The organism is Nocardia sp. NPDC056100 (genome assembly GCF_042266325.1).
In the GTDB taxonomy this organism is placed as follows: domain Bacteria; phylum Actinomycetota; class Actinomycetes; order Mycobacteriales; family Mycobacteriaceae; genus Nocardia.
Genome location: NZ_JBHJVY010000007.1, coordinates 56,439 through 76,161 on the forward strand (window position 1 = coordinate 56,439; position 19,723 = coordinate 76,161).

General features: G+C 65.9%; 19 protein-coding genes and 2 tRNA genes. 7 read left to right on the forward strand and 14 right to left on the reverse strand.

Translation table 11 applies throughout. From position 1 onward, the window contains the following. Positions 1–25: 25 nt before the first annotated feature. The 4 genes from ACFC0O_RS41765 to ACFC0O_RS41780 are packed head-to-tail and all read right to left on the reverse strand — an operon-like array spanning position 26 to position 5,075. The gene (locus ACFC0O_RS41765; RefSeq protein WP_375967887.1) at positions 26–1,501 is read right to left on the reverse strand and encodes a GntP family permease; all 1,476 of its coding nucleotides are present in this window, start codon (positions 1,499–1,501) and stop codon (positions 26–28) included. Between the two features lie 10 nt (positions 1,502–1,511). Next, positions 1,512–2,120: a bifunctional 4-hydroxy-2-oxoglutarate aldolase/2-dehydro-3-deoxy-phosphogluconate aldolase gene (locus tag ACFC0O_RS41770; RefSeq protein WP_364644171.1), complete on the reverse strand. Its 609-nt coding sequence runs from the start codon at positions 2,118–2,120 to the stop codon at positions 1,512–1,514. An 8-nt stretch (positions 2,121–2,128) separates the two neighbouring features. Continuing rightward, positions 2,129–3,745, reverse strand: a complete 1,617-nt coding sequence (locus ACFC0O_RS41775) for an amidohydrolase family protein (protein WP_375967889.1) — start codon at positions 3,743–3,745, stop codon at positions 2,129–2,131. A gap of 10 nt (positions 3,746–3,755) precedes the next feature. Continuing rightward, a complete protein-coding gene (locus ACFC0O_RS41780) occupies positions 3,756–5,075 on the reverse strand; it encodes an amino acid deaminase (RefSeq protein WP_375967891.1) in 1,320 nt (439 codons plus the stop codon). 139 nt (positions 5,076–5,214) lie between these two features. Between ACFC0O_RS41780 and ACFC0O_RS41785 the strand changes: the two genes are divergently transcribed. From ACFC0O_RS41785 to ACFC0O_RS41805, 5 genes are all read left to right on the forward strand, one after another. Then, complete coding sequence (locus ACFC0O_RS41785; protein WP_375967893.1) at positions 5,215–6,249, forward strand: sugar kinase; 1,035 nt, start codon at positions 5,215–5,217, stop codon at positions 6,247–6,249. Next, positions 6,246–7,001, forward strand: coding sequence for an IclR family transcriptional regulator (locus ACFC0O_RS41790; RefSeq protein WP_375967895.1), 756 nt, complete (start codon positions 6,246–6,248; stop codon positions 6,999–7,001). Before ACFC0O_RS41785 ends, ACFC0O_RS41790 begins: the two co-directional genes overlap by 4 nt. A 10-nt stretch (positions 7,002–7,011) precedes the next feature. Further along, positions 7,012–7,419 carry a RidA family protein gene (locus ACFC0O_RS41795; protein WP_375967897.1) on the forward strand — a complete coding sequence of 136 codons (408 nt, stop codon included), beginning with the start codon at positions 7,012–7,014 and terminating at the stop codon, positions 7,417–7,419. A 214-nt stretch (positions 7,420–7,633) separates the two neighbouring features. Then, the gene (locus ACFC0O_RS41800) at positions 7,634–9,121 is read left to right on the forward strand and encodes an LCP family protein (RefSeq protein WP_375968230.1); all 1,488 of its coding nucleotides are present in this window, start codon (positions 7,634–7,636) and stop codon (positions 9,119–9,121) included. A 77-nt stretch (positions 9,122–9,198) separates the two neighbouring features. Continuing rightward, positions 9,199–9,699 (forward strand): nitroreductase/quinone reductase family protein, encoded by a 501-nt coding sequence (locus tag ACFC0O_RS41805; protein ID WP_375967899.1) that lies wholly within the window; start codon positions 9,199–9,201, stop codon positions 9,697–9,699. 138 nt (positions 9,700–9,837) lie between these two features. Here ACFC0O_RS41805 and ACFC0O_RS41810 read toward each other — a convergent pair. The 9 genes from ACFC0O_RS41810 to ACFC0O_RS41850 all read right to left on the reverse strand — a co-directional run bounded on the left by ACFC0O_RS41810 (position 9,838) and on the right by ACFC0O_RS41850 (position 16,853). Next, positions 9,838–9,913, reverse strand: a tRNA-Glu gene (locus tag ACFC0O_RS41810). Positions 9,914–9,938: 25 nt separating this feature from the next. Further along, positions 9,939–10,017: transfer RNA gene (locus ACFC0O_RS41815), tRNA-OTHER, on the reverse strand. A gap of 420 nt (positions 10,018–10,437) precedes the next feature. Further along, positions 10,438–10,806, reverse strand: a complete 369-nt coding sequence (locus ACFC0O_RS41820; protein ID WP_364643148.1) for a DUF6188 family protein — start codon at positions 10,804–10,806, stop codon at positions 10,438–10,440. Between the two features lie 19 nt (positions 10,807–10,825). Beyond that, positions 10,826–11,869: a hypothetical protein gene (locus ACFC0O_RS41825; RefSeq protein WP_375967901.1), complete on the reverse strand. Its 1,044-nt coding sequence runs from the start codon at positions 11,867–11,869 to the stop codon at positions 10,826–10,828. 35 nt (positions 11,870–11,904) lie between these two features. Then, positions 11,905–12,414, reverse strand: coding sequence for a PspA/IM30 family protein (locus ACFC0O_RS41830; RefSeq protein WP_375967903.1), 510 nt, complete (start codon positions 12,412–12,414; stop codon positions 11,905–11,907). A 101-nt stretch (positions 12,415–12,515) separates the two neighbouring features. Continuing rightward, complete coding sequence (locus ACFC0O_RS41835) at positions 12,516–13,391, reverse strand: SDR family oxidoreductase (RefSeq protein WP_375967905.1); 876 nt, start codon at positions 13,389–13,391, stop codon at positions 12,516–12,518. Then, entirely contained in the window at positions 13,391–14,854 is a 1,464-nt protein-coding gene (locus tag ACFC0O_RS41840; protein ID WP_375967907.1) for a flavin-containing monooxygenase, read from the reverse strand. Before ACFC0O_RS41840 ends, ACFC0O_RS41835 begins: the two co-directional genes overlap by 1 nt. A gap of 20 nt (positions 14,855–14,874) precedes the next feature. Next, complete coding sequence (locus tag ACFC0O_RS41845; RefSeq protein WP_375968231.1) at positions 14,875–15,858, reverse strand: PDR/VanB family oxidoreductase; 984 nt, start codon at positions 15,856–15,858, stop codon at positions 14,875–14,877. 101 nt (positions 15,859–15,959) lie between these two features. Next, positions 15,960–16,853: a metal-dependent hydrolase gene (locus tag ACFC0O_RS41850; protein ID WP_364643158.1), complete on the reverse strand. Its 894-nt coding sequence runs from the start codon at positions 16,851–16,853 to the stop codon at positions 15,960–15,962. A gap of 99 nt (positions 16,854–16,952) precedes the next feature. On the opposite strand from ACFC0O_RS41850, the gene ACFC0O_RS41855 reads away from it, so the two are divergent. After that, complete coding sequence (locus tag ACFC0O_RS41855) at positions 16,953–17,570, forward strand: TetR/AcrR family transcriptional regulator (RefSeq protein WP_375967909.1); 618 nt, start codon at positions 16,953–16,955, stop codon at positions 17,568–17,570. Between the two features lie 223 nt (positions 17,571–17,793). After that, positions 17,794–18,939, forward strand: coding sequence for a transcription termination factor Rho (gene rho / locus ACFC0O_RS41860; RefSeq protein ID WP_375967911.1), 1,146 nt, complete (start codon positions 17,794–17,796; stop codon positions 18,937–18,939). 3 nt (positions 18,940–18,942) lie between these two features. Here rho and ACFC0O_RS41865 read toward each other — a convergent pair whose 3' ends face one another. After that, entirely contained in the window at positions 18,943–19,713 is a 771-nt protein-coding gene (locus ACFC0O_RS41865) for an alpha/beta hydrolase (RefSeq protein ID WP_375967913.1), read from the reverse strand. Positions 19,714–19,723 lie beyond the last annotated feature (10 nt).

Here is a 19,723-nt window from a genome sequence, read left to right on the forward strand (position 1 = left end):
CCCAGGCCCCACTACCGTTCGAACGCTATGTGAACAGGGCGAACAGCACCGCGGCGACCGCGAAACTGACCACGGACAGGATGGTCTCCAGCACCGTCCAGGTCTGCAATGTCTGCTTCACCGTCATATTGAAGTACTTGGAGATAATCCAGAACCCGCCGTCGTTGACATGGCTCAGCACGATCGACCCTGCCGCGATGGACATGGCGGTCAGGGCCAGCGCGAATTGCGAGTACCCGTGATCGACCACCAGCGGTGCGACGATGCCACCCGTGGTGACAATGGCCACGGTCGCCGACCCCTGCGCGATACGCAGCCCACAGCTGATGATGTACGCCAGCACGATCACCGGAAGCCCGGCGGCGGACATGGTTTCGGCCAGCGCCGAACCGATTCCGGTGGCGGAGATGACCTTTCCGAAGAACGCGCCCGCACCGACGACCAGCAGCAGCATGCCCACCGGGCGCAGTGATTCCGAGGTCAGGGTGCTGAGCTCCTGTACGGTCTGCCCGCGGCGCAGACCCAGCACGTAGAACGCGATGAGCACGGCAATGAGCAGCGCCACGGCGGGCGTGCCGAGGAAGGTGAGCACCTGCAGCGGTTGTGAATTCGCGATCAGCAGCTGGCTGCCGAAGGTCGCGCCGAGAATCAGGATCAGCGGAATCGCGATGATGCCGCCGATCAGCGCCACCGAGGGCGGAGCTTGAACGGCCGCGGCGGTGGTGGTGCCGGGCCCGTCGCTCTTGCCCGCGAGCGTCTTGACCGCGCCCGTATCCGCCTGCGCCGCTTCCTTGTTCGCCTCGGCGACCAGGAATTCCTCCGGCACCTCGACCATGACGCGCTTACCGATCCAGCTACCCCATACGATGCCCGCGGCGATGAAACCCGGGATACCGCAGATGAATCCGACCAGGATCAGCCAGCCCAGGCTCACGCCCATCAGCCCGCCGAGGGCCACCGGCCCCGGATGCGGCGGCAGGAACGCGTGCGTCATGGACAGACCCGCGACCAGCGGCAGCACGTACCGCACCAGTGAACCGCCACCGCGCTTGGCCGCCACGTACACCAGCGGCGCGAGTACGAAGATGCCGATATCGAAGAACAGCGGAATACCGAAGATCAAGCCCAGCAGGCCCATTGCGACGGGCGCGCCCTTATCGCCGAAGATCCGCAGCAGTCGATCGGTGAGCACGTCCGCGCCCCCGGATCGCTCCAGGATCGCCCCGAGCACCGTACCGAGGCCGATGATGACCGCGATATGGCCGAGAATCCCGCCGAAGCCCGTTTCCAGCAGTGAGTCACCGGCTTTGAGCGGTGAACCCACCAGCTTGGCCACCGGCAGACCCGCCGCCAGGGCCAGGCCCAGGCTCACGAGCAGCAGCGCGATGAACGGCTCCAGTTTGACGCGAATGATCGCGAACAGCAGGACCGCGATGGCGAGTCCGCAGAGCACCAGCAGTCCTGGTGTGGTGGTGCGCAGCCAGTCGACTGTGGCGCCCATGGTGTACCTCTCAGGTCAGAGATCGAACGAACGATGCCGCGCGCGCGGCGATTTCGGCCCAGTGGCCGGCCGCGACATCCGCGGGTGCGACGACATCGGTTCCGGCGGTGACCGCTACCGCGCCCTGGGCGAGGAAGTCGGCCGCATTACCCGCATTGACCCCGCCGGAGGGGATCAGCTGCGCCTCGGGGAACGGGCCCCGCAGGTCCTTGAAATAGCCCGGCCCGAAAGCCTTGGCGGGGAAGATCTTCACCGCGGCCGCGCCCAGATCCATGGCGCGCATCACCTCGGTGGGCGTCAAAGCGCCCATGACGACCGGGATTCCACGTCGGGTGGCGACTTCGGCGACCTCTTCCCGGATTCCGGGCGTGACCAGGAAGCGCGCACCGCTGTCGATGGCGGCCGCGGCCTGATCACCGGTCATGACCGTGCCCGCGCCCATCACCCCGTGGCCGGACTCGGCCGCCTTGCGCAGCGCGTCCAGCACCCCGGGGGTGGTGAAAGTCAGTTCCACGGCCCGGATTCCGGATCCGGCCAGGGCCTGGGCCAGTGCGGCCGGATCGGGAATCTCGGGTGCGCGCACCACGGTGAGCACGCGATCGGCGCGAATGACATCCATGGCGGAGGTCAACGGGTCTCCTTCCGAACGGAATTCATGCGCAGGGCGCGACCGGCCCGTACACCGGTGGGTTTGCCCGCGTCCAAGGCGAATTCGCCGTTGACGAGCACGTACGGGATGCCGCGCGCCTGCTGTTTGGGGTTCTCGAAGGTGGCGGTGTCGGCCACGGTCGCGGGATCGAAGAGCACGAGATCGGCGGCATAGCCCTCGCGGATCAGCCCGCGGTCCGGCAGCCGAAGTCGTTGTGCGGGACGGCCGGTCAGATGGTGTACGCAATCCTCGAGCCCGAGCACGCCGAGTTCGCGCGCATAGTGGCCCAGGTAGCGCGGGAAGGTGCCCCAGGCGCGCGGATGCGGCCGCTCCCCCACCAGCAGGGCGTCACTGCCGCCCATATGCCGGGGATGCCGCATGATGGCGCGCACATTCTCCTCGTGCCCGACGTGCTGAAGAATGGTGGTGGCCAGCTGATCCCGGGTCAGCAGATCGAAGAACACCTCGACCGGCGGCATATCGCGCTCGGCGGCGATCTCGCTGACGGTGCGCCCGACATAGCGGTCCAGCTCACGATTGGCGACGCCGCTGATCTGAATGGTCTCCCATTCCACGGTGACGCCGTGACAGCCGTCCGAGCCGTTCACATTGACATCGGCCACGATTCGCAACCGGGTCGGCAGATCGGCGATCCGCTCCAGCGCGGAATCGGGTCCGCCGGACATGGCCCAGCTGGGCAGTAGCGCCGAAAGCGTGGTGGAGCCGGGCAGATACGGGTAGGTGTCCAGGCTGATATCGCAGCCGTCCGCCAGCGCCGCGTCCACCATGGCGAGGAATTCCGGTGCGCGCCCGCGATTCACGCCGAAGTTCATGGTGGCGTGGGTCAGATGCAGGGCGCAGCCGGTGCGGCGGGACAGTTCGATCATCTCCGCGTACGCCTCCAGCGCGCCCGCGCCGTAGGAGCGGGTGTGCGGTGCGTAGAAGCCACCGGCCGCGGCCACCACCTCGCACAGCGCCGCGAGTTCCGAAGTGTCGGCGTACATTCCGGGCGTATAGGTGAGCCCGCTGGACATGCCGACCGCGCCCTCGTCGAGGGCCTGGGCGAGCAGCGCGCGCATCCGCTCGATCTCCGCGGGAGTGGCATCGCGCTTCTCACTGCCGACGACCATCAGGCGCAGCGTGCCCTGCGGCACCAGGTACGCGGCATTGGGTGTGATGCCCGAGGAATCCAGCCGGTCCAGGTATTCGGCGACGGTGCGCCAGGAGAAGTCGAGATCGGCGGGATTGCCGTTCCAGCCCGCGATCTGACGGCGCACGATGGCCAGCGCGGCATCGTCGATCGGCGCGTAGGACAGTCCGTCCTGCCCGATCACCTCGGTGGTGATGCCCTGGCTGAGCTTCGGGAAATGTCCGGGCTCGGTCAGCAGATGCAGATCCGAATGCGCGTGCATATCGATGAAACCCGGTGCCAGCGCGAGGTTCTCACCCTCGTTGATGATCCGGTCGGCCTCGGTCAGCGTGCCGGGCGGGGCGATCGCGGCGATCCGGCCGCCCTCCACGAGCACATCGCCCCGATACCGGTCGGCTCCGGTGCCGTCGAGGATCTCGATATCGCGAATCAATAACTCGGCCATGACGTTCCGCTCAGAAGAAGGTGTGCAGGAAGTCGACGACGCGCGGGCGTTCGGCCTCGGCGTCATCGATCACCGGGATGAGCCGCCATTTGTCGAAGGCCGTGCACGGGTGCGAAAGGCCCAGCCGCACCACCGCACCCACCGGAACCGCCTCGGCATCGTCGCCGGGCAGTCGCAGGAAGGTGTGCTGATCGTTGAGCGCGCTCACCGTCGCGCCCTCCGGCAGCGGTTTGCCTGCCGGTCCCGCAATCAGCTGCGGGACCGGCAGCCCCTCATCGAACGGCAGATCGCGCTTGCCCGCGTCGAGCAGCGCCAGTCCCGGTTCCGGACGGGAGACGCTGCGCGCCCAGCCGTGCATGGCCGAACGCAGTGGACGGGCATCGCCGGTCAGCGACGCACCGCCCGCGGTCAAAGGCGAAATGCCGGAGTAGAAGCCGTCATCGTGGATGACGTACGCGCCCGAGCGCAGTACCACGGTGGTCGGAATACCGTGCGCGCCTTGTTCATCCGCGAGACCGGCGAGACGTTCCACCACCAGGTCCGGATAGGCGCTGCCACCGGCGGTGATGAGGGCGCGGTCCTCGTAATACCCCTGCGCCGCCAGCTCCTTGTGCAGGACGCCCAGCTCATCGAGGTAATGCCGAACGGCCGCAAGACCTTCGGGGGTGCGGTCGTGCGCCAGCGCGCCCTCGTAGCCGCCGACACCGGCCAGGATCAGGCGGTCGGAAGCGTGAATGGCCTCGGCCACCTCGTGCGCCTCGGTCAGCGTGCGGGCACCCGTACGGCCGTGCGGCCCACCGAGTTCGACCAGCACCGAGAGCCGCACACCGGCGGGAGCGGATTCCAGACCCCGCTCCATCGCCCGGACGGTATCTACGCCATCGGCCCAGCTGTAGAACTCGAATTCTGGATCGCGCGCCAATTCGCCTGCCACCCACTGCAATCCGACCGGATCGACCAGGGCATTCGCGAGCAGGATGCGGTCCAGCCCGAAGGAACGACCAACCTGCGACTGCCAGCCGGTGGCCAGCGTGATGCCCCAGGATCCGATCCCGAGCTGTTCGCCCCACAGCTGCGGCGACATGGTGGTCTTACCGTGCGGTGCGAGCCGAACCCCCGCGGCCGCGGCCCATTCCGCCATGACGGCGAGATTGGAGTCGACCGCGGAACGATCCACGGTGAGCACCGGGGTCTGCAATTGGTCCAAATACGGTGCCGTGGCCAGATATTCGCGCACCGTCAGTCCCCACGCGGCGGGCGGCAGCGATTTGTGCTGCGCGCTCAGCTCGCGGTCATGCAGTGCTGCGACGACATCGTTGTCGAGAGCCACGACGCTCCTTCCGATTTCCCTTCGGCCAGATCATAGCCGAAAGCTATTGCATATTCTGCAACGCTTGTTGCGTATTGTGTTCTCCGTGGTTATTCTGCACACGAAGGCCGAAAGCCGCAACCATTCGAAGGAGATTGGTGTGATCCAGGCGACCCCCCGCGCGGTCACCATCGGTGAGGGACTCGCCGTGCTCATCGCGCAACCCGGACCGCTGGAGGATTCGCACACCTTCGCGCGCGGCGCGGGCGGCGCGGAGGCCAATGCCGCCACGGTGCTCGCACAGCTCGGCGTGCCGACCGCCTGGATCTCCCGGGTCGGCGATGACGGTTTCGGCCGCTATCTGCTGCGGCACCTGAGCGAACGCGGTGTGGACACCTCCGCCGTCACCATCGATCCGGCCCGGCCCACCGGCCTGTACGTGAAGGAACGCGGCAGCGGCTCCGCACGACAGGACGATCTGCCCGCCGGGTCGAGCCGAATGCTGTACTACCGCACCGGTTCCGCCGCCAGCGCGCTCGCACCACACGATCTGACCGTCGCCGCGCGACTGCTCAACGACGCCGAACTGGTGCATTTCACGGGCATCACCCCGGCACTGTCGCCCTCGGCCACCGCCTGCACCGCAGCCCTGCTCGCGCAGCCGCGCGGATCGCGCCTGATCAGCTTCGATCTCAATTTCCGCCCGGCCCTGTGGGAACGGCGCGAGGAATCCGCCGCCGACATTCTGGCCCGGCATATTCGCGGCAGCGATGTGGTCTTCCTGGGCGCGGACGAAGCGCTCGAGGTATTCGGCATGGGCGAGGCCGATCGGCTGCGCAAGCTCTTCCCCGAACCGCGGCATCTGATCGTCAAGAACGATAAACATTCGGTGACCGGATACATCGGCGACGAGCGCCTGGAAGTGCCCGCCCTGCGCCTGCGCGTCACCGAGCGCATCGGCGCGGGCGACGCCTTCGCGGGCGGCTATCTCGCCGCACTGCTCCAGGGCCGCCCGCACGAGCAGCTGCTGCGCTTCGGGCACCTGTGCGCGGCGGCCGCGCTCACCGGCACCGGCGATGTCGCCGAACTGCCGCCGCCGCACACCCTCGAATCGCAGTCGGCCGTCAGCGCTTCCGAATGGGCGGAATTGAATTACAGCCCGGCACAGCCCATCCCCGAGAATGTGGGCTCATGAGCCAGAGTCTGCTGCGTGCCCTCACCATCCTCGGCGAACTCGGCGAGGAGCCGAAATCGCTGGACCAGTTGGCCACTCGGCTCGGGGTGCACAAATCCACGGTGCTGCGGCTACTGCAGACCATGGAGGGCGAACGCTTCGTCACCCACGACGCGGAGCATCGATATCGGCTGGGCTCCAAGCTCTTCGAACTCGCCAACCGCTCGCTGGAGGGGCGCGATGTGCGCACCGCCGCGCGACCGCATCTGAGCGCGCTCAATGCCGCCACCGGGCAGACCGTGCACCTGGCCACCTATGAATCAGGTGAGGCCGTCTACATCGACAAACTCGATGCCACGCACAGCGTCCGAATGTATTCGCGCATCGGGCGTCCCGCCGCGCTGCACTGCACCGCGGTCGGCAAGGTGCTGGTTTCCGCTTTGCCGCACGAACAATGGCGCGGTATCGCCGATGGCCTGGAATACAAGGCGTTCACCGACCGCACCATCCGCACGCCGGAGCAGTACCTCGCCGAATTGGAACTCGTTGCGTCCCAGGGTTATGCCGAGGACCACGAGGAACACGAGAGCTTCATCAACTGCGTGGCCGTACCGATTCGCAATGGCACCGGCGCGGTCGTCGCCGCGCTGTCCATGTCGGTGCCGGACATGCTGCTCGATCACGATCAGGTGCTCGCCATGCTGCCGCAGGTGCGCGCCGCCGCCGATGCCGTCTCCACCGAATTGGGCTGGAGTCCCACCCCCGAGAAATGAAAGGCCGCAGATGACCGAGAAGATCGCCGTCCGCACCGATAAGGCCCCCGCCCCCGCGCACACCTTCTCCCAGGGTGTCCGCAAGGGTCCGTTCGTCCAGGTCTCCGGACAGGGTCCGGTGGATCCCGTCACCAACGAATACCTGTACCCGGGGGATGTGGCCGCGCAGACCACCCGCACCCTCGAGAACGTCAAGGCGATCGTCGAGGCGAGCGGTGCGAGCTTCGACGATGTGGTCATGCTGCGCGTGTATCTGACCAAGCGCGAAGACTTCCCGATCATGAACGACGCCTATGGCGAATTCGTTACCAAGCACACCTCGGGCGGGGTGCTGCCGAGCCGAACCACCGTCTTCACCGGCCTGCCGCGTGCGGAGATGCTGGTCGAGATCGACGGCATCGCCATCGTCGAAAGCTGAGACCAGGCTGAGGCCGGGGCCCTTCATTGTGACAAGTCGGTAGGGCTCCGGCAGACTCGACATAGCCATGTACGACGACGACACCGAGCAGCTGCCCGTCTACCGCTCCGGCGGGACGCACGGAGCCGCGCAGACGCCCACGCCCGAGCCGCGCCGTGCCCGGCGTGCCGGGCCGACCTCGCATCGCCGCTCCGCACCGACGGAGTCGCATCGCATGCGGTACGCCGGGCGCGGGCTCATGTCGCTGTTCGCCGTCGGCGTCGTCGGTGTCACCGGGATCGGCTGGTACGGCGAGACCAGCCTCAATAACGGCTTCGAGCACAGCCAGGTCATTCCGAAGGAGGATCAGTCCCTCGACGGCGATATCAATATGCTGCTCATCGGACTCGATACCCGTAAGGATCTGAACGGCAACGATCTCCCCAAGAACATCCTCGATCAGCTGCACGCCGGTGACGGCACCGAGGGCGGATACAACGCCAATTCGCTTATCCTGGTGCATATTCCGAAGGATCTCAAGAAGATCGTCGCATTCTCCATCCCGCGTGACGACTATGTGCAGGCGGTCGGAATTCCCGGCTACGACCACATCAAGATCAAAGAGGCGTACGGGCTCAAGAAGTTCTACGCCGAGGAGAAGCTCAAGGCACAGGGCGTCACCGATAAGGTCGATATCGAGCGCCAGGGCCGCGAAGCCGGGCGCGCGTCGATCGTGCAGGCGGTGAAGACGCTCACCGGGGTGCCGATCAACCGCTTCGCCGAGATATCGCTCGTCGGGTTCTACGATCTGGCCGACGCGCTCGGCGGCGTCGACGTATGCCTCAATCACGCGGTCGACGACAGCTACTACTCCGGAGCCGTATTCCCCGCCGGGCCACAGCATCTCGACGCCGCCAACGCCCTGTCCTTCGTGCGGCAGCGGCACGGGCTGGAGAACGGCGACCTCGATCGCACGCATCGCCAGCAGGCGTTCCTGACCTCGGTGGCCAAACAGATCAAGGATTCCGGCACGCTCACCAATATCAGCAAGCTCCGGGCGCTGATGGACGCGGCGCACCGCGATGTGGTGCTCTCGGACGGCTGGGATCTGAGCGACTTCATCACCACCCTGGGGCGCGCGAAATCCCCCGCGGTGGAATTCCGGACGCTGCCGGTGCTGCGTTATGACAATGTCGACGGCCAGGATGTGAACATCATCGATCCGGCCGCCATCAAGAAGGAAGTGCGCGCCGCGTTCGGCATCGAACAACCGACCGTGGCCGCCGCCCCGAAGATCACGCCCACCTCGACCCTGGATGTGGTCAATGCGACCGGCACTTCCGGCATGGCGGCCAAGGTGTCGAAGTCCTTGGGCGGCAAGGGATTTCCGGTCGGCGATGTCAGCAACGCCACCTATGCCGACGGCACCTCCACCATGCTCTACTTCGGCACCGGCGCGGACACCGACGCACAGGCGCTCGCCGATATGCTCGGCGGCAATGTCACCCCGGCCGCGTCCTCGAATGTCAGCGCCGGGCATATAAAGCTGGTGCTCGGCACCGATTTCGAGATTCCGGAGACGCTCGATCCGGCGGCCGCGAGCACCACCACCACCACGGCGACCACCTCGAAATCGGCCGTCGCCACCACCACCGCGGACACCCCCAATAACGGCAAGCCGGTGACCACCACCATCGGCGGCAGCATCCCCTGCGTGAACTGAACGCCCGCACCCCCGCCCACTCACTGGACAGCATGTACAGTGAGCCGCGATACAACGGGCCGATCATGGGAAAACAGATGGCAGGCAACAGCTCCGAAACCGGCAACCTCACCCTGAGCGGCCGCTTCAACCACTACTCCAGCATCTACCTGGGCTTCGCCGCGCGCGCCTTCGCACGCCTGAACAGCCGCACCTACACCCGCTCCGGCGGTACCCGCGGCAATATGTTGCAGGGCAAACCGGTCTTCCAGCTCATCGTCACCGGCCGCAAATCCGGCGAGCCCCGCCCCGTCATGCTCATGCTCATTCGCGACGGCGACGACCTGCTGGTCTGCGGCTCCAACGGCGGCCATCCCGGCACCCCGAACTGGTGGCACAATCTCGCCGCCCAGCCCACCGCTCGCGTTCAGGTCGGCCCCGACACCTGGCCGGTGGACGTGCACATCGTCACCGATGACGCCGAATACGAAAAGCACTGGCGCACACTGAAAGCCGGATACCCAGACTTCCACACCTACGCCGCCCTGAGCACCCGCCGCTTCCCCATCGCCGTCCTGACCCGCCGCGCCGAAAGCTGATATCCAGCGCGAACAAGACTGGTGCACAAGGGGATTGCGGAAAGCAGAGGTGTCGAACCCCATCCCCCTCCCGGAGGACCTGCCGCTTTCAAGGCGGTGGCGGACGCCGGTCCGCATTGCTTTCCCTGATTGTCGCCGTGACGCAGATCGGAATCGAACCGACGAAGTCCTGAGTGAAAGTCAGGGTGCCCGTTACCAGCAGAGCAACTGCGCCGCGATCTCGCCGGAGCGAAATGCGGTGGGGGCGGCAGGGATCGAACCTGCCATGCTCGCGCACCTGTTTTACAGACAGGCTGAGCCACCAGGCTCCTCGCCCCCGAAATAGTGTGATTACGACCGAGCCGGAGCGCTGTTCAGCGCTCGGACGACTCATAGGAATAGCGTTCGGAAGTCGTGCAGCCGTTCATCGCCATTCCTTTCGTCGTTGGTGAGAACAACGCTAACAGGCTGCGCCGCAGGAGGATAGCGAATTATCAGCCGGCGCGCACCGGGTCCATACGCCGCCGCGAATCCATGCAAATCAGCAGGGTGGGACAATTTGGGACAGGGCGATTGCTTGATCTTCCCCCCGCTCACCCGCGATGCTCTCAGAGCCGTCCAACGCTGTTCGGCGCCACGAATACCCGGAGGGGACGGCATGACCGCGGACCCATCGCTGCCGACGATGAGCCCACGCCACGTGCCGCACGGGAATTCGGCACGACGGGCCGGATCGGCACCGGCCGTCGTGCATGGGTTTCAGGCGTCCTGGGACCAGATGGCCAGTTCGCCGCCGGGCATGCAGGCGACGAGGTAGCGGCCCGGGTCGGTGACGTGCCAGGCCTCGAAGTAGCGGTCGGGTTCGACGACTATGCGGTGGCCGGTGTCGAGGTCGATGCGGAGTTCACCGGTGGATTCGACAGCGGCGGCGACGATTTCGCCCTCCACCACGGTGGCCAGATCTTCCGGGCGGGCCTCTCCCGCCAGACTGTGCGAGGGTGAGCCGACGGCGCGATGCACCACCAACTCACCCTCGATGTGGATCTCGTAGACACCGGCGGCCAGCACGATGACGTAGGGGCCGGGTGACATGACTGTGAGGCGCTCACCGGTGATCGGTAGTTTCATTGCGCCTCCAGCGTTCTCGTTACTTGGTGGCCTCCGCCAGCACGGCGATGACCTCATCGGAGAGGAAGAATGGTTCCAGGCGTTCGCGAACCAGCTTGGCCAGCACGCCATTTCGCTTGGCGGCCTCGACCACGGCCGGGCCGTAGCGCAGGATCTCGCCGGCGATGTCCTCACCGGACAGACCCAGTTCGGGCAGCAGCGCCGCGAGGGTGTGATCGCCGTACTTCTCGAAGAAGACCTCGACGCCCTGATCGACCAGGACTCCGAAGTACTCCTTCTCGCGGGTGGTGAGCGCGATGCGGTAGATGATCAGCGCGAGCTCGTGCAGATCCTTTTGCGAAAGGTAGTCGCGCAATCCGCTGACCGGTTCGCCCGCGTGCAGATCCCAGAACTCCATGGCGGCGTCGTGCACGGGGGCATCGCGCAGCATCTCGCGAATGGCGTTATTGGTGCGCTTGAGCGCGAATTGGGCACCCTTGCCCGCCATTTCGCCGAGGAAGGTGCCGTCACCGGTGGCCTTCTCGGCGGCCTTGCGGGCCTGCTTGGCGGCGGAGGTGCCGAACGAGACCAGCGAGCCCACGCCCGGGATCTTGTTCGCCATCTGGCGATTGCTCTCCATGAAATCGTCGATCAGCTTGTCGACGAACTTGGAGGCCACGGTCGCGACCAGCGGGCTCTCGGTGAGGCGCTCCAGAATGCGCTCCTGCGCCTGGTGCATGCCGAAGATCTTCTCCAGCAGCTGTTCCACCGGCTCGCGCTCGACCACATCACCGAGGGTGTAGTCGTTATTGCTTGCGATATCGGTGTAGAGCGAATTGGCCAGCGTGCCGACCATCTCCCCCAGCACCGGGCTGCCGCCGATCAGATTGATGATATTGGCCACGGTCTGCTTGGCCTGATCGATCTCCACCACATCGCGGAAGATGATGGTGTCGGCGACGCCGATCACCGCTTCCACATCGCGGCCGATCACCTCGGTGAAGCGGTCACCGCTCACCTCGGCGAGCAGGAAGTCCACTTGCAGGTCGAGCAGCCGTTCGGCGATTTCGCGCGGCTCGGTCACAGATTCCACCCATCGTCAAGAAGGGACCGCCGAGTTCAGTCGGAATCGTTGCCGTGCACCGATTTTCGAATCTGTTCCAGGCGTTCCCGCGCGGCTTTCTCCCGCGCGTCCCACTGTTCCTCGACGCTACGACCCACTGGTGTCTGCCGATCGAGCTCGCCCATCCCCTGTGCGGTGCCGTAGCGCTGCTCGACCTTATCGCGAACTGACTCGAAAGTAGGGACGCCGGTGTTCGTATATCCGCCGATGCCCGGGGCCACCGGGATACCCGCCGGAGGTACCGGCACTCCGGTGACCACCGGACCGCCCTCCACCTGCTCGAATGTATCCGGAAGCGGTATCGGCGGCAGCTCGGATTCATCCTCCGTGTCCGGAGTCACATCGATGACCGCGGGTGCATGACCGACGGTTGCCGCCACCGACGCGGCCACCGCGTGCAGGGCGGCCAATCCGGCCCGGCCTTCGGTGGCCCGTTCCACCACGGCCGCCAATTCGGCGTCCGACAGCCCCGCCAATTCCGATCCGAAATCCTGGGCATCGCTCATGATGACCAGGCTACGCACGGCCGCGGGCGACATGCCCGAAATGCGGCTTGCCTGCGGGTTCGTCCGGTGAGTCCGGATTCCTAATATGCCCGGAACCGTATCTACAGGCGCACCCGGCGCTGTTCCGCCCGGCGCACCAGATCATGGACGCGCGGATCGGCCGCCAAAGCTCGGTCCAGCACCACATTCACCAGGCCGCGCAGCAGCGCGTACGGCTCCCAGCCGTACGGCGCGATGGTGCGGGCCGCCCGCTTCTCGATACCGTCCGCGATCACCTCCGCGGCCCGGGCGGCGCTGATCCGCACATTGAGCGGCCACGGCAGCAGATCGTCCAGATCACGGCCGAGCTCATCGCGATCCAGCGTGGCCCGCGTCATATCGGTGTCCACGATGCCGAAATACGCGATCCCGGCGGTGGCCCCGAACGGGGCGAGCTCCACCCGCAGCGCGCGGCCGAACTGCTCAACGCCCGCCTTGCTGATCATGTACGGCGCACCCGCCATCCCCGGCGCGAACGCCGCGCACGAGGACACCACCACCACATGCCCACGGGCACTGACGATCTCGTCCAGCGCCGGGCGCACGGTATTGAACACACCGGTCAGATTGATGCCGATGACGCGATCGAAATCCGCGCCGTCCATGATGCGCAGCGTCGCCGGGCGCGGCACCACGCCCGCGTTGGCCACCACCACATCCACGCCGCCGAAATGTTCGACGGTGCGAATCACGGCCTGGCGCATGGCTTCTCGATCGGCGACATCGGCGGTGACGGCCAGAGCGCGATCACCCAGCCGATGCGCGATGGCCGCAACGGCATGACCGTCGATATCGACCAGCACCACCCGGGCACCACGCTCGTGCAACAGCACCGCGAGTTCATGGCCGATACCCTGTCCGGCACCGGTGATGAGCACGGTCTGCCCGGCGACCCGATGACCCGGCCGCTTCGGCGAGAGCAGGCTGAGCAGTGGCATCATCGAGTCACCTCATAGTTCGCGCTGTCGAATTTCGCGGTGCGACGGCGGTATTCGAAGCTCCAGTTGGGATAGAGCCCGGCATTGCGTCCGTCCGCGGTGGTGTAGTAACTCTGGCATCCGCCGGTGAGCCAGACGGTGCCGGTACTGCGGTAGGCCATTTCGGCCAGGAAGGCCTGCTGTGCGCGCGGGCGCACCTGCACCCGGCGAGCTCCCCTGTCGCGCATGGTGATCAGGGCGTCCACGATGTAGGTGATCTGGGATTCGATCATGAAGATCGCGGACTGATTCCCCGCCGCGCCGAACGGGCCGAGCGTGCAGAAGAAATTCGGGAATCCCGATACCGCGACGCCGAGATAGCTCTGCGGCTCCTTGTCGTAGAGCTGGGCCATACTGCGGCCGTCGACGCCGATATAGCGATCGTAAGCCGTTGGAATGGAAGTGAATCCGGTGCCGAACACGATGGTGTCAACGGCGTGCTCGGTGCCGTCGCGCAGCACGATCGAATGCGGGCGCACCTCGGCGATGGCCTCGGTCACCACCTCGGTATTGGGCTGATCGAGGGCGGGCAGGTAGGCGTCGGAGAATATGGCGCGCTTACAGCCGATCACATAGTCGGGCAGCAGTTTCGCGCGCAACTCCGGATCGCGGACCTGGCGCTGGAGTTGCCAGCGGGCCAGCGCCTCGTACGGATGCCGGAATCGCTTGTCTACCAGTGAGATGAGTCCGAAAGCCTCGATGGCCGAATAGAAGCCGCCGCGAATGAGGCGCTGCGCGAGCGGGATTCGATCCAGGAGATAGCGTTCCACACCCGAGGTGACACGGTCCATGCGCGGCACGATCCACGGGGCCGAACGCTGGAACAGCAGCAGTTTCTCCACCAGCGGCTGAATCTCCGGAACGAACTGCACGGCCGACGCCCCGGTACCGATGACCGCGACCCGCTGACCGGTCAGATCATGGTCGTGATCCCAGTGCAGGGAGTGAAATGCCTTGCCCTCGAACGTATCCAGGCCGGGCAGTTCCGGATACTTGGCTTCGGCGAAGACGCCGGTCGCCGAGATCAGGAAATCCGCGGTGAGTGGGCCCGCGCTCGTCTCGATCCGCCACCGCGATTCCGCGTCGTCCCAGCGGGCGTCGAGGAGTTCGACACCGAAACGCATATGCCGGAGCACGTCATGTTCGACCGCCACTGCGCGCAGGTACTCGAGAATCTCGCTCTGCCGCCCATACATCCTGGACCAGTTGGGATTCGGCGCGAACGAATAGCTGTACAGGTGCGAAGGGACATCGCAGGCGCAGCCGGGATAGGTATTGGCCTGCCAGGTGCCGCCCAGATCGTCCGCGCGCTCCAGGATGACCAGATCCTCGAATCCGGCCTCCTGCAACTTGATCGCCAAACCGATCCCGCCGAAGCCCGCGCCAACAATGGCGATGGGCGTGTGTTCGACCGCTGTGGTCATGTACCGACTTCCCTTCCAGATCACAGGTCGAGCACGAGCTGATCGCCCGCCGCGCGCGAGACACAGAGCAGCATGCGTTGCGCCCGTGCGGATTCGGTGAGCAGCCGGTCACGATGGTCGACCGCCCCGGCCAGTACGCCCACCTCGCAGGAACCGCAGAAGCCCTGCTGGCACGAGTAGGCGATATCGGGCAGGGTGCGACGCACGGCGGCCAAGGCGGTCTCCTGCGCACCCACCCGCAGCGTGGTTCCGGTGCGGGCCAGGGTGATGCCGAACTCCCGGCCGTCCACCACCGGTTGCGCCGAGAAGCGTTCGGTATGCAGCGAACCCGTGGGATTCAGCTCGAACAGACAGCGTTGTGCGGCGGCCAGCATCAGCGGCGGGCCGCATACGTACACGGCCGCACCGGGTTCGGCGGTGGCGAGGATTTCCGCCACGTCGGGCACACCGCACTCGTCATCGGGAAGTATTCGCGCCGAGCCGATTTCCGTCAGGAACGGCATGGTCGCACGCGATCGACCGGTGTAGATCAACTGCCCGCGCGCACCCGCCGCCCGCGCCATGGGCAGGATCGGGGTGATGCCGATGCCACCGGCGAGGAACAGGTAGGAGGGTGCGTCCACCAGGGTGAAAGCATTGCGTGGACCGCGAATTCGGAGCCGATCACCGACCCACAGCTCATCGTGCACCTCCGCCGAGGCGCTGCCATCCGGAATCCTCCGGACAGCGATTCGATACCGGTCGCGATCCGCCGGATCCCCGCATAGCGAATACTGCCGCTGGCGACCCGAGGGCAGGAACACATCCACATGCGCGCCCGGACGCCATGCGGGCAGCGCACCGCCACCTGGGCGGCGCAGGGTCAGGCTCACGACGTCATCGGCCTCGCGGGTGCGTGCGCCGACCACCACATCGATATCGAAACCGCTGCGCCGCAGTGGATTCGGCCGCGACAGCAGCGGTGCGGCCGGGCCGCTGACGAAGACCTTCAGGTACGCGTCCATGACATTGCCGAGCAAGCGCAGCGCCGCCGGACCGTGTGGATCCCGGCCAAAAGCATGCCGGGATGACGAGGGGACGTTGCTGCCCGATATCACCGGCGCGGTCATCCGTTGGCCGCCCGGGCGGCGGGGGAATGGGCGAGGTAGCGCAGGGCGGTGTCCATGGGGCCCAGTTGGGAGGGGTGGAAGCCGGGGCGGAGGTAGCGCGGGATCTCCTTGAAAAAGACTGTCCAGCTGGGGATTACGCCGCGGCGGGTGGCGTTGATGAATTGCAGGCCCCAGAAGCGGCCCTTGTCCGGGCTCGGATCCTGGCGGTAGAGGTAGCCGGTGGAGATGATGAACAGCGGAAGCAGGGTGGCGCTGGCGAGCAGGGCGGTGCGGGCCTTGCGGGCGTAGCCGCCGTCCACGTGCATGTAGGCGTCGTAGACGACGCTGCGATGCTCCACCTCCTCGGCACCGTGCCAGCGCACCAGATCCAGCATGGCCGGATGCATGCCCTTGGTCTCCAGCACATCGGCCTCTAGCAGCCATTCGCCGAGTACGGCGGTGTAGTGCTCCATGCCCGCGAACAGGCCGAGCCGTTCCTTGAGCCATTCCTCGCGCGCCCGGCCGGTGAGTCCGTGATCACCGAGGATGCGATCCACCAGCCAGCTGATTGCGCGCACATACGAGTCGACGTCGAGCCCGATGGCGCGCAGATGGTTGCGCGCGCCCTCATGACTGCTGGCGTGCATGGCCTCCTGCCCGACGAAACCCGTCACCTCCTCGCGCAGGCGCTCGTCATCGATGTACGGCAGGGCCTCGGCGAGCGTTGCGGCCATGGCGCGCTCCCCCTCGGGGAGCACCAGATGCATCACATTGACGATGTGCGTGGCCAGCACCTCACCCGGAATGTAGTGCAGCGGAACGGATTCGAAGTCGAACCGGACATCGCGCGCGGCGATGGCGTGTGCTTCGGCGAGGTACTGGCGCGTCTTTGCGCCGTCCTGTGCAACCATGATCCGAAAGTACAGTGCAACAAATTGCTTTGCAATGTTGCACGCAACAAAATCCGGGCGAATGTTGCAATGGAAGTGCGCTTTGCTAGCGTGGTGGACGTGCCAACCGCATCGAAACCCCAGGCCGGCCGGGTCACGGCCGATGACAACACCAGGATTCTCGATGCGGCCCTGCTCCAGTTCCAGCGCGTCGGGGTCAAGAAGACGACCATCGAGGACGTGGCGCGCGAGGCCGGGGTGGATCGGGTCACCGTCTACCGCCGGATCGGCTCCCGCGATGATCTGGTGACCGCGGTCTTCAGCCGCGAAGTCGCCCTCGTACTGGCCGAGCTCGCGCTCATCCCCGAACGGCACGGGAATATCGGCGACCTGATTACCGATATGTTCATGACGGTGCTGAAACTGTGGCGCGCGCATCCGGTGGCCCAAAGCATGCTGACGCTCGAACCCGAACGGGTTGTCATGAAGCTCAGCGTGCACGGCGCGGATATCTTCACCATGGCGGTGGCCACCACCGCGGCCGCTCTCGAACGCGCCGTCGAACGTGAAATGCTTGCTCCCGCAAGTGATCTCACCGCACGCGCGGAAGTCGCCTGCCGGGTGGTGCATTCGCTCATCCTGCTGCCGCACGCGGCGCTCGACCTCGAAACCGATTCGCAGCTCGAGGATTTCGCGCGCGGCTATCTGCTGCCGATCATTACCGGGCACACTGCCTGAGCATTCGCCCCGGTGGCGAGCCTGTTCCGAGTCCGGCCCTTGCGCCGAATCGGAACCGGGCGTACGGTGGTGGCGTCGCAATCTCGAGGATGCAGGTCGATAGCATTCCCTCCCCCGAGATTTCTTCCCTCCCGAGTTCGAATCCAGCTTGAGCTCCGAATTTTCTTCGAGCGCTGACGTTTACCCGAACTCGGTTCACCACACCTTCTTCAGGAGAACCATCATGACTACCATCAATCCCGACCTCGGTCTCGAGGTCATCGAAACACTCTCTCCCGCAACGGGAATCCTCGATATCAGCGGACATACGGCGGTACTGCGCCACCGCGGATATCTGCCCGGCCCGGGTGATATCCATGTGCCGAATCACCTGATTCGCGAACATGGACTGCGCCGCGGTGATGCCATCACCGGTCTGGCGCAGCCGAATGGCAAGGGCGGCAAGCTCGCCCCGCTCGTCCGAGTCGACGCGGTCAATGACCGGCCTACCGGCGAGGCCAAGGCCCGGCCGCGTTTCGCGGACCTGACCCCCATCCATCCCGATGAGCGACTGCGCCTGGAAACCGAGCCGAACAAGCTCACCACCCGGGTCACCGATCTGATCATGCCGATCGGCAAAGGACAGCGCGCGCTCATCGTCGCACCGCCCAAGGCGGGCAAAACCTCTGTGCTGCAAGCGATTGCGCACGGCATCGCCGCCAATCACCCGGAGGCGCACCTCATGCTGGTGCTGATCGGCGAACGACCCGAGGAGGTCACCGAATTCACCCGGGGCGTGCCCGGTGAGGTCATTGCCGCCACCTTCGATCACTCCCCCGCCGAACAGACCGCGCTCGCGGAACTCGCCATCGAACGCGCCCAGCGGCTGGTGGAGCAGGGGCGCGATGTGGTGGTGCTGCTGGATTCGCTCACCCGATTGGCTCGGGCGTACAACACCTCCGGACCCGCATCGGGCCGAATCCTTTCCGGCGGTGTGGATTCCACCGCATTGCTGCCGCCCAAGAAATTCCTCGGCTCGGCGCGCAATATCGAACACGGCGGTTCGCTCACGATTATCGCCACCGCGCTGGTGGAGACCGGTTCGCTGGCCGACACCGTGATCTTCGAGGAGTACAAGGGCACCGGCAATGCCGAACTCAAACTGGATCGCACCCTCGCGAGCCGGCATGTGTTCCCGGCCGTCGATATCGCCAAGTCCAGCACCCGGCGCGATGATCTGCTGCACACGCCCGCCGAGCACACGGCGGTGAGCAAACTCCGCCGCACCCTGGCCGAACTCGACGATCAGAAAGCCCTGGACCTCATGCTCGACGGTCTGCGGCGCACCGGCAGCAATGCCGAATTCCTGCTCAATATCACTCGCAAGTAAGCGTTATCGGGTCGGCAGGACTTTCGCCACCCATTCCGCCACGGTGTTCGCCCACCCCGGTTTCAATACGATGTCATTGTGCGCACCGCCCGGATAGATCACCAATTCCTTGGGCTCCGGAGCCGCCGCGAACAGTTCGCGCCCCATCCGCACCGGCAGTAATTCATCGTGATCCCCGTGCATGATCAGCACCGGACACGTCAGCCCCCGAATCCGCTTCAGGCTCGGATAAGCGTTGGGCACGAACACCTTCGGCAGATACGGATACACCGCTCCCGCCGCATCCCGCAATCCCGTGAACGTCGACATGAGGATCAGCGCGGCGGGCGGATACGCGGTCACCAATTCCATCATCACTCCCCCACCGAGCGACTTCCCCAGGTACACAACCCTTTCCGGATCGACACCATCCTGGGCAAGCAAGGCCTCCCGAGCGGCCCGCGCATCCAGATACGTCCCCCGCTCGGAAGGCCGCCCGGTACTGCGCCCGTACCCCCGATAATCGAACACCAGCACATCGAATCCGGCCGCCGCCAGCAATGCCAGCACCGGCGACCGATCCCCGATATTCCCGCCATTCCCATGCGCGAAGAGTATGTGCCCCAACGGTTCCCCCACCGCCCGCACAAACCACGCGTTAACCGTCTCCCCATCCGCAGTCCGCAGCGACAGATCCTCGAACCCCACCCCGAATTGCTCGGGCGTCGCATAGATCCGCCGATCCCCCGGAACATAGGTCAGCACATTGAGAATCGTCTCCGCCGGATGCCGCATACACCCTTCC

Coding starts and splice junctions, on each gene's coding strand:
- rho (WP_375967911.1), top strand. CDS start 17,794: ATGACTACCATCAATCCCGACCTCGGTCTCGAGGTCATCGAAACACTC.
- ACFC0O_RS41765 (WP_375967887.1), bottom strand. CDS start 1,501: ATGGGCGCCACAGTCGACTGGCTGCGCACCACCACACCAGGACTGCTG.
- ACFC0O_RS41820 (WP_364643148.1), bottom strand. CDS start 10,806: ATGAAACTACCGATCACCGGTGAGCGCCTCACAGTCATGTCACCCGGC.
- ACFC0O_RS41840 (WP_375967907.1), bottom strand. CDS start 14,854: ATGACCACAGCGGTCGAACACACGCCCATCGCCATTGTTGGCGCGGGC.
- ACFC0O_RS41845 (WP_375968231.1), bottom strand. CDS start 15,858: ATGGACGCGTACCTGAAGGTCTTCGTCAGCGGCCCGGCCGCACCGCTG.
- ACFC0O_RS41795 (WP_375967897.1), top strand. CDS start 7,012: ATGACCGAGAAGATCGCCGTCCGCACCGATAAGGCCCCCGCCCCCGCG.
- ACFC0O_RS41775 (WP_375967889.1), bottom strand. CDS start 3,745: ATGGCCGAGTTATTGATTCGCGATATCGAGATCCTCGACGGCACCGGA.
- ACFC0O_RS41800 (WP_375968230.1), top strand. CDS start 7,634: ATGCGGTACGCCGGGCGCGGGCTCATGTCGCTGTTCGCCGTCGGCGTC.
- ACFC0O_RS41770 (WP_364644171.1), bottom strand. CDS start 2,120: ATGGATGTCATTCGCGCCGATCGCGTGCTCACCGTGGTGCGCGCACCC.
- ACFC0O_RS41865 (WP_375967913.1), bottom strand. CDS start 19,713: ATGCGGCATCCGGCGGAGACGATTCTCAATGTGCTGACCTATGTTCCG.
- ACFC0O_RS41790 (WP_375967895.1), top strand. CDS start 6,246: ATGAGCCAGAGTCTGCTGCGTGCCCTCACCATCCTCGGCGAACTCGGC.
- ACFC0O_RS41830 (WP_375967903.1), bottom strand. CDS start 12,414: ATGAGCGATGCCCAGGATTTCGGATCGGAATTGGCGGGGCTGTCGGAC.
- ACFC0O_RS41805 (WP_375967899.1), top strand. CDS start 9,199: ATGGCAGGCAACAGCTCCGAAACCGGCAACCTCACCCTGAGCGGCCGC.
- ACFC0O_RS41850 (WP_364643158.1), bottom strand. CDS start 16,853: ATGGTTGCACAGGACGGCGCAAAGACGCGCCAGTACCTCGCCGAAGCA.
- ACFC0O_RS41835 (WP_375967905.1), bottom strand. CDS start 13,391: ATGCCACTGCTCAGCCTGCTCTCGCCGAAGCGGCCGGGTCATCGGGTC.